The organism is Tractidigestivibacter sp., assembly GCF_057241865.1.
Genome location: NZ_DBHHPX010000001.1, coordinates 194,373 through 202,056, shown reverse-complemented (window position 1 = coordinate 202,056; position 7,684 = coordinate 194,373). Strand labels below are relative to the sequence as shown.

Sequence of the window (7,684 nt, the reverse complement as noted above, 5' to 3'; positions counted from 1 at the left end):
AGTCGGAGGCTGGCCCACCTTTGCCACTTGACAAGTCTATCTACATATCAGTCGGTGGGGCGCACCGGGAGGGCTGGAATGATGGGCGCCCTGATGGGCAGTGCGGCTCTTGCACCGCCCACCACGGAAAGGATCCCCAAGGCGCCTACGCGGGCTACGTTTCCGGTAGGGTCGAGTCCCCCCGGTATCGATGAGGTGCCGGTGATGGGGTCGTTTGCTAGTCCGATTGGCTCGAATTGACGGTTGGTGGCAGTTTTTTGGGATACCCCTGAGTAGCAAACGGTTTGAGATTTGTTAAACCCCAGGTCAAGGATTTGCAACTGGTAAGATGGCACATAAGAGATGTAATAAAAACTGCCACCAACCGTAAACTCAGGTTTCGGCAGTCCGAGGCGAAGCCGGAACAGTCATGCGATACCAACCGAAAAGCGTCAGCGGACCATCGACCGCCCAAGATTTCCCCTCATCCCGATGGGCCCAGAATCCGAAATGACGGTTGGTGGCAGTTTTTGTTGCATTCCTTATATGGTATTGCCTCTGTGATAATTCGTCTACCTGGTCTTTAACAAATCTCAAAGCAGTTGATACTTCGCATGTCCGTCCAAAACTGCCACCAACCGTAAAAATGCGCCAAACCACGCGTACGCAGGATGTTTCGAAGCCGATGACCGAGGCCCCTCACTATGCGTCCCTGGTCGCAACGATATCGACGCCGGTGCCAGCGACGTCGCTCACGATGACGTCACCGATGTGGACCGGCGCACTTGCGGTAACGCCCCTAAGCGCGCGCATCACGCCGGGGACGCGGTCTTTGGGAACGTCGCCCGCCGTCTTGACCGAGACCATCTTCTCCGTGGCAGAGCCCACAACTGGCACCGAGGTTGTCACCACACGCACGGGATGCGTGACCTCGTCGCGGACGTACTTGTCGCCGCGCATGCAAGAGTTGCCCGCAACCTTGGCAACGCTACCGTCGTCTGCCAGGGTGACGGTCACGGCGCACCCGCGGGGGCAACGTATGCAGGTCAGCGTTCTTTTCTCCATGCCCTATGCCTCCTCGAGCGTTACGACGACCTTCTCGACTCCTGCCCGAGCGAGAAGATCTGCACGCCTCAGCGTGACATCTTCCATTTCGCCAGGCACGAGAATCGGGCGACGCTTGGACAAGATGCGCTCGTCGCCGAGGTATACGCTGATGCGCTTGTCCTCAAAGACGCCGCCTACGCGGAAGCGCACGGTGAGCTTCTCGGGCATACGTGCAGGATCTATTGCCTGCGGCACGGTATAGCGCACGCCCCCCTTGGCAACCACTGGGATGCCAGGCGCCTCTTCTTGCGGCGGCTGCCCTGCGTGATCGTCTGCCCAAGCACCCGCTGCAGCACCGGCGGTCGTAGCCTCCTGCGAGACGTAGTCGACAAGGTCGTGGACGTGCAGCACGTTGCCACAGGCAAAGATGCCCGGGACACTGGTCTCAAGGCTCTCGTTGACCTCGGGCCCGCGTGTCACGCGCGAAAGTCTGACGCCGGCCGCACGGGAGAGCTCGTTCTCGGGGAGCAGCCCCACCGAGAGAAGCAGCGTGTCGCAGGGATAGCGCTTCTCGGTACCGGTGACGGGGTGGCCCCTCTCGTCCACCCGGGCAATCCAGACCGCCTCCACGCGGCTCTTACCCTCGACGCACGTAACCGTGTGCGAGAGCAGGAGCGGAATGCCAAAGTCGTCAAGGCACTGGACGATGTTTCTCTTGAGGCCGCCCGAATAGGGCATGAGCTCGGCCACGCAGGCGACATGGGCCCCCTCAAGCGTCATGCGGCGAGCCATAATGAGCCCAATGTCACCGGAGCCGAGGATGACCACCTCGCGGCCCGGCATGAGTCCCTCGATGTTCACCAGGCGCTGTGCCGTACCGGCGGTATAGACGCCTGCCGGCCTGAAGCCGGGGATGTTAAGCGCCCCTCTCGGCCGCTCGCGACAGCCCATGGCGAGAACCACGGCACCTGCCGAGATCCGCTGCATGCCGCGTGCCTCGCTCACACAGGTGACCACGTGGTCATTCGAGACGTCAAGCACCATGGTGTCGAGAAGAAACTCGACGCCTGCCTCGTGCGCAAGCCTCTCGTAGCGCGACGCATACTCGGGGCCCGTGAGCTCCTCGTTGAAGGTGATGAGCCCAAATCCGTTGTGGATGCACTGGTTGAGAATGCCGCCGGGCTTCTGGTCGCGCTCGATGACGAGAACAGAGCGCCTTCCATCACCCTTGGCGGCAATGGCTGCGGCAAGGCCTGCGGGACCTCCACCTATGACAATGACGTCGTAGTCACTCATGTGCGCAGCCCTCCTTGGCGATGGCGTCTTTCACGTGGCCAAAGACGAACTCCGAGCCCGGACCGGCCTTGGTGACCGTCTCCATACTCACGCCCGGTAGCTCACGGGAAAGGATCTCCATGATTTTCGGCGTGCAGAACCCCGCCTGGCAACGGCCCATGCAGGCACCCGCGCGCCTCTTGACGCCATCTAGCGAGCGTGCGCCACAGGGGCGATGAATCGCATCGACGATCTGCGCTTCCGTCACGTGGCAGCAGCGGCAGATGACCCTGCCGTAGAGGGGGTTCTCCTCACAGAGGCGCCCCCACTCGTCGTAGGTGAGGTCGTTCATGTTGGGGATGCCTTGGCGCGTCTCGACAAACTCGCCTGCCGCACGTTCCCCAAGGCCCAAGATGTCGCAGACAATGCCCGCAACCATGCGCCCGATGGCAGGAGAGGCCGTGAGACCGGGTGACTCGATGGCAGAGCAGTCCACAAACCCTGGCGCCGAGGGATTCTCGCCAATCAGGAACTCGTGCTCGGCCCTGTGGGCGCGAAGGCCCGAGAAGGACGTGATGACCTCGCGGAGAGGCACGTCGGCCACGGTGATCCCGCACTTCTCGGTCACCTCGGCAAGGCCTGCCGCTGTGGTGTCGGTACCCTCCTTGTCCTGGATGTCCTCGGCGGTGGGACCCACGATGAGGTTGCCGTGGATGGTTGGCGAGACCAGCACGCCCTTCCCCATCGCGGAGGGCAGTGCAAACACCACATGGCGAACGTGGCTGCCCGCAGTGGTGTCGAGCAGCATGTACTGGCCACGGCGAGGAACAATCTCGAGCTTGTCCTCGCAGACCATGTTGTGAATCTGGTCGGCATAGACGCCGGCAGCGTTGACCACGCATCGAGCAAGGAATCGCCCCTGAGGGGTCTCAAGCGCAAAGCCGCCCTCGGGCCTGCGCTCCATGGCCGTCACAGGCGCATCGAAGGCAAACCTCACGCCGTTTTTCGCGGCATTCTCTGCAAGGGCAACGTTGAGTCCAAACGGGTCGACAATGCCTGCCGTTGGGGCCCACAGGGCACCGACCGCATTGACCGAGATGTTGGGCTCCATCGAGCGCAGCGTGTCTCGGTCAACAATCTCGAGGTTGGGTACGCCGTTGGCCACGCCGCGCGCAAAGAGCTCACGGAGGCCGTCCATGTCGCGCTCGCTCGTGCACACGACAAGCGAGCCAATGCTCTTGATCGTGAACTGCAGCTTCTTTGCAAGCTCGTACATGAGGGCGTTGCCTTCGACGTTGAGGCGTGCCATGAGCGAGCCCGGCATTGCGTCGTAGCCGGCGTGCACGATGGCGGAGTTCGCCTTCGACGTTCCGCAGCAGACGTCATCCCCGCGCTCGAGCACGCAAACGCTTGCCGTGGTGCGCGCGAGTTCGCGCGCTACGGCGCAGCCGGAAACGCCGGCACCAATGACAACGACGTCGAACTGTCGTCCCAAGTCCTGCATCGGCCTCTCCTCGTTTCGATGGGCGGACGTGGCAAGGCTCTCTAGAGACCTATCGCCGGGGCCGATTATCCACCCGCACAGGCAAACTTCATCCAGATGCTAGACGGACGGTAGTGTGACCCCGTAGAACGGCAGCACTCGTCCGTAAACGGCAATGTCCGTTGACGGGCCTGCCGTTTTGTCAACAGCGGTGCCGCAGGAGAGGCCACGGGTCATGACGGGCCGCAGCGCGCGCCTACCGCGTGCCTTCGAACTGGCTCTCGTAGAGGCTGGCGTAGAACCCACCTTGGCAGAGCAGCTCGCCGTGCGTGCCCCGCTCGATGATGTGCCCGTCTCTCATCACGAGGATGCAGTCCGCGTCACGAACCGTCGAGAGGCGGTGCGCCACCACCAGCGAGGTGCGCCCTTCCATCATGCGGTCGAACGCGTCCTGAACCTGCAGCTCGGTGCGGGTGTCGATGGAGCTTGTGGCCTCGTCCAGCAGCAATATGGTGGGGTTGGCGAGCATGACGCGGGCAATGCAGAGGAGCTGTCGCTGCCCTTGGGAGAGCGAGCCTCCGTCCTCGCCGAGCAGCGTGTCGTAGCCCTGTGGCAGCTGTTCGATGAACTTGTGGGCATGCGCCTGCTTCGCGGCTGCGACCACCTCGTCAAGCGTTGCGCCAGGCGTCCCGTAGGCGATGTTCTCGCGCACCGTCCCGCGGAAGAGCCAGGTGTCCTGGAGCACCATGCCAAAGAGTGCGCGAAGGTCTTCCCGGCGCATGTTGCTGGTGTCGTGTCCGTCCACGAGTATCTGCCCGGCGTCCACATCGTAGAAGCGCAGGAGCAGATTGATGAGGGTGGTCTTCCCACAACCCGTGGGACCGACGAGCGCGATGGTCTGCCCTAGCTCAGCCTTAAACGAGATGTCCTGCAGAAGCGGCCGCTCAGGGACGTAGGAGAAGTCGACATGCGAGAACTCCAGGGTTCCTTGGGGCTCTTCGTCTTGCTCGGGCTCGGATGGGTCGGCACTCTGGGCAGGCGCGTCGATGAGCGCGAAGAGGCGCCGCGCCGAGGCGTAGGCGGTCTGGATCTGCGTGATGACGCCCGAAATCTCGTTGAAGGGCTTCATGTACTGGTTGGCGTACGAGAGAAACGTCTGCACCTGCCCCACCGTAAGGACGCTCGGCCACCCGGAGATAACGCATACGCAGCCCACCACAGCAACAACGGCATAGGTGATGTTGTTCACCAAGCGCGTCGCAGGGTTCGAAAGCGAGCTTGTGAACTGAGCCCGCTCCCCCACGCCACGCAGGCGCTCGTTAATGCCGTCGAAGCCAGCCTGTGCACGGTCACCGTACGCAAAGGAGCACACCAGCTTCTGGTTTCCCACCATCTCCTCGGCGTAGCCGCCAAGGGAGCCCTGGAGGGCCTGCTGGTCCTTGAAACCCTGAGCCGAGTAGCGAGCGATGAGCCACGCCACGAGCATCGAGGCGGGCGTCACGATGACCACCACAAGGCCCACGGGAACAGAGACCGAGAACATGAAGGCAAGGGTTCCCACGATGGTGACAACACCCGTGAAGAGCTGTGTCAGACCTTGGAGAAGACCGTCTCCGACCTGGTCCGCGTCATTGACCACGCGGGAGAGGAGGTCTCCGTGCGAATGTGCATCCACAAACGAGAGCGGAAGGTCCCTGAATCTTGCAAACGCATCGATGCGCAGGTCACGCACGGTCTCATAGGTAAGTCTGTTCGTGCAGTAGCCAGAGAGCCACTGCGTGACAGCCGCCGCCACAACCACAAGCGCAAGCTGCTGGAGCAATGGCATAAGGGCCGCAAGGTCAACGGCACCCGCCGAGACCATGCAGTCGATGGCGCGGCCCACAACGATGGGCGCATAGAGCTGAAGAACCACAGAGACCGCCGAGGCGACAAACGACGCAACGAGGGAGACCATGTGGGGTCGCGTGTAGGCAAGCAGGCGCCTTGTCACCTCGGCCGTGGGGATGGCCCTCTCGTCCAGGCGTCCCGCGGGTCCGCCGTCATCACCAATATCGCCGCGGGCGTTTTCCATGATGGTGCCAGCACCTCCGCTGGCGGCATACGGGTTGGCCATTACTCGCCTACCTCCTCGGGACGCTGCTGCGAGAGGCAGATCTCGCGGTAGATGGGGCAGCTCCTCATGAGCTCGGTGTGAGACCCCAGGCCAGCCATGCGGCCGTGGTCCAAGACAAGGATCTGGTCGCAGGACATGACCGCCGAGACCCGTTGAGAGACGATTACGCAGGTAAGCTCAGAGCGCAGGCTCCTAAGCGCCTGGCGCAGGCTTGCGTCGGTGCGGAAGTCGAGCGCCGAGGCGGAGTCGTCGAGAACCACGATGCGCGGGTGGTCCACAAGCGCGCGGGCGATGGTGAGTCTCTGCCGCTGGCCTCCGGAAAAGTTCTTGCCGCCGGCTTCCACGACGGCATCGAGCCCGTGGTCCTTGGCCCGCACGAAGTCTGCCGCCTGGGCGAGCCCGAGCGCGCGCCAGAGCTCCTCGTCGGTTGCCGAGGCGTCACGCCAGCAGAGGTTCGATCGGATGGTCCCCGAGACAAGCGAGGCCTGCTGGGGGACGAGCGAAACAAGGGAGCGCAGCTGGTCGAAGGGGTACTCGCGCACGTCTCGCCCAAAGACGCGAACGCTCCCCTCGGTGGCGTCATAAAGCCGTGGGATGAGGTTTACCAGCGAGGACTTGCCCGAGCCGGTGCCGCCGATGACGCCCAAGGAGCCACCCGCGCCAAGTCGCAGCGTCACGTCATCGACAGCGGGACGCTGCGTGCCCTCATAGGAGAAGCTCACGTGCTCGAGGGCAAGCGCCACGCCAGATGCAAGGGTACCGCGGCTGAGCGCAACATCGACAGTGCCCTCGTCGGTAACCTGGGGCTCGCAGTCGAGCACCTCCATGATGCGTCTTGCCGACGCCGTCCCGCGGTTGATGGTGATGACCAGGTTAGCGACGTAGACGATCGACACAAGCATCTGGGTCATGTAGTTCACGAACGCGATGACCTCGCCCTGGGTGAGCTCACCGCCATCGATGCGGATGCCTCCCATCCAAAGGATGGCGACAATCCCGAGGTCCATCACGAGGAGTGTGGCCGGGTTGAGAAGCGAGGAGAGCTTGCCGATCGCGACTGCGGTCTGCGTCTGGGCGTTGGCGGCATCGCGGAAGCGGTCGTTCTCGCGCTCCTCTTGCCGAAAGGCCCTCACCACGCGAACACCCGAGAGGCCCTCGCGTGTGACAAGGCTCACCTTATCGAGCCTGCCCTGGAGCTCGCCAAAGAGCGGTATGGACCGCGACATCACGAGCCAAAATACAACGGCAATGGCAGGCGTACAAACCAGGAAGACCAGGCCAAGCTGAGCGTCGATGAGCATTGCGCAGACCATGGAGCCAATGCCAAGGATGGGCCAGCGGATGATCTGCCGTATGCCAAGGGCAACGGTGACCTGCACCTGGTTGACATCGTTTGTGATGCGCGTGATGAGGGAGGGCGTACCAATGCGGTCGAGGTCAGCCGGTGCAAGCTGGTTGATCTTCGCATAGAGGTCATGCCGGATGTCAGTGCCAGAGTCCTGCGAGACGATCGCTGCCATCTTCTGACAGACGAGCGTGAAGCAGAACCCCACCACCGCAAGGACGATGAGAAGCGCGCACATACGCAGCACGTAGCCCTGGTCACGGCCCGCAATGCCCACGTCGATCATGCGTGCCACGATGACCGGGGTGATGAGGTCGAACACGACCTCGACGACCTTGCACAGCGTGCCTGTGATGATCTTCCCCCGATACTTGGGAAAGACGAACCTCCAGAGGATTTCGCCCACCAGTACCCCTTTCTATGGCTGACGGCCCATCGT

General features: G+C 62.8%; 5 protein-coding genes. All 5 read right to left on the bottom strand.

Features of this window, described 5'->3' with window-relative positions; translation table 11 throughout:
- Positions 1–681 precede the first annotated feature (681 nt).
- The 5 genes from ACO59D_RS00940 to ACO59D_RS00920 all read right to left on the bottom strand — a co-directional run bounded on the left by ACO59D_RS00940 (position 682) and on the right by ACO59D_RS00920 (position 7,651).
- The gene (locus tag ACO59D_RS00940; protein WP_485125386.1) at positions 682–1,044 is read right to left on the bottom strand and encodes a DUF1667 domain-containing protein; all 363 of its coding nucleotides are present in this window, start codon (positions 1,042–1,044) and stop codon (positions 682–684) included.
- Between the two features lie 3 nt (positions 1,045–1,047).
- Positions 1,048–2,322, bottom strand: coding sequence for an NAD(P)/FAD-dependent oxidoreductase (locus ACO59D_RS00935; protein WP_485125385.1), 1,275 nt, complete (start codon positions 2,320–2,322; stop codon positions 1,048–1,050).
- The gene (locus ACO59D_RS00930) at positions 2,315–3,805 is read right to left on the bottom strand and encodes an NAD(P)/FAD-dependent oxidoreductase (RefSeq protein WP_485125384.1); all 1,491 of its coding nucleotides are present in this window, start codon (positions 3,803–3,805) and stop codon (positions 2,315–2,317) included. Before ACO59D_RS00930 ends, ACO59D_RS00935 begins: the two co-directional genes overlap by 8 nt.
- Positions 3,806–4,040: 235 nt before the next feature.
- Positions 4,041–5,900, bottom strand: a complete 1,860-nt coding sequence (locus tag ACO59D_RS00925) for an ABC transporter ATP-binding protein (protein ID WP_485125383.1) — start codon at positions 5,898–5,900, stop codon at positions 4,041–4,043.
- A complete protein-coding gene (locus ACO59D_RS00920; protein ID WP_485125382.1) occupies positions 5,900–7,651 on the bottom strand; it encodes an ABC transporter ATP-binding protein in 1,752 nt (583 codons plus the stop codon). Before ACO59D_RS00920 ends, ACO59D_RS00925 begins: the two co-directional genes overlap by 1 nt.
- Positions 7,652–7,684: the final 33 nt, after the last annotated feature.

Coding starts and splice junctions, on each gene's coding strand:
- ACO59D_RS00930 (WP_485125384.1), bottom strand. CDS start 3,805: ATGCAGGACTTGGGACGACAGTTCGACGTCGTTGTCATTGGTGCCGGC.
- ACO59D_RS00925 (WP_485125383.1), bottom strand. CDS start 5,900: ATGGCCAACCCGTATGCCGCCAGCGGAGGTGCTGGCACCATCATGGAA.
- ACO59D_RS00935 (WP_485125385.1), bottom strand. CDS start 2,322: ATGAGTGACTACGACGTCATTGTCATAGGTGGAGGTCCCGCAGGCCTT.
- ACO59D_RS00940 (WP_485125386.1), bottom strand. CDS start 1,044: ATGGAGAAAAGAACGCTGACCTGCATACGTTGCCCCCGCGGGTGCGCC.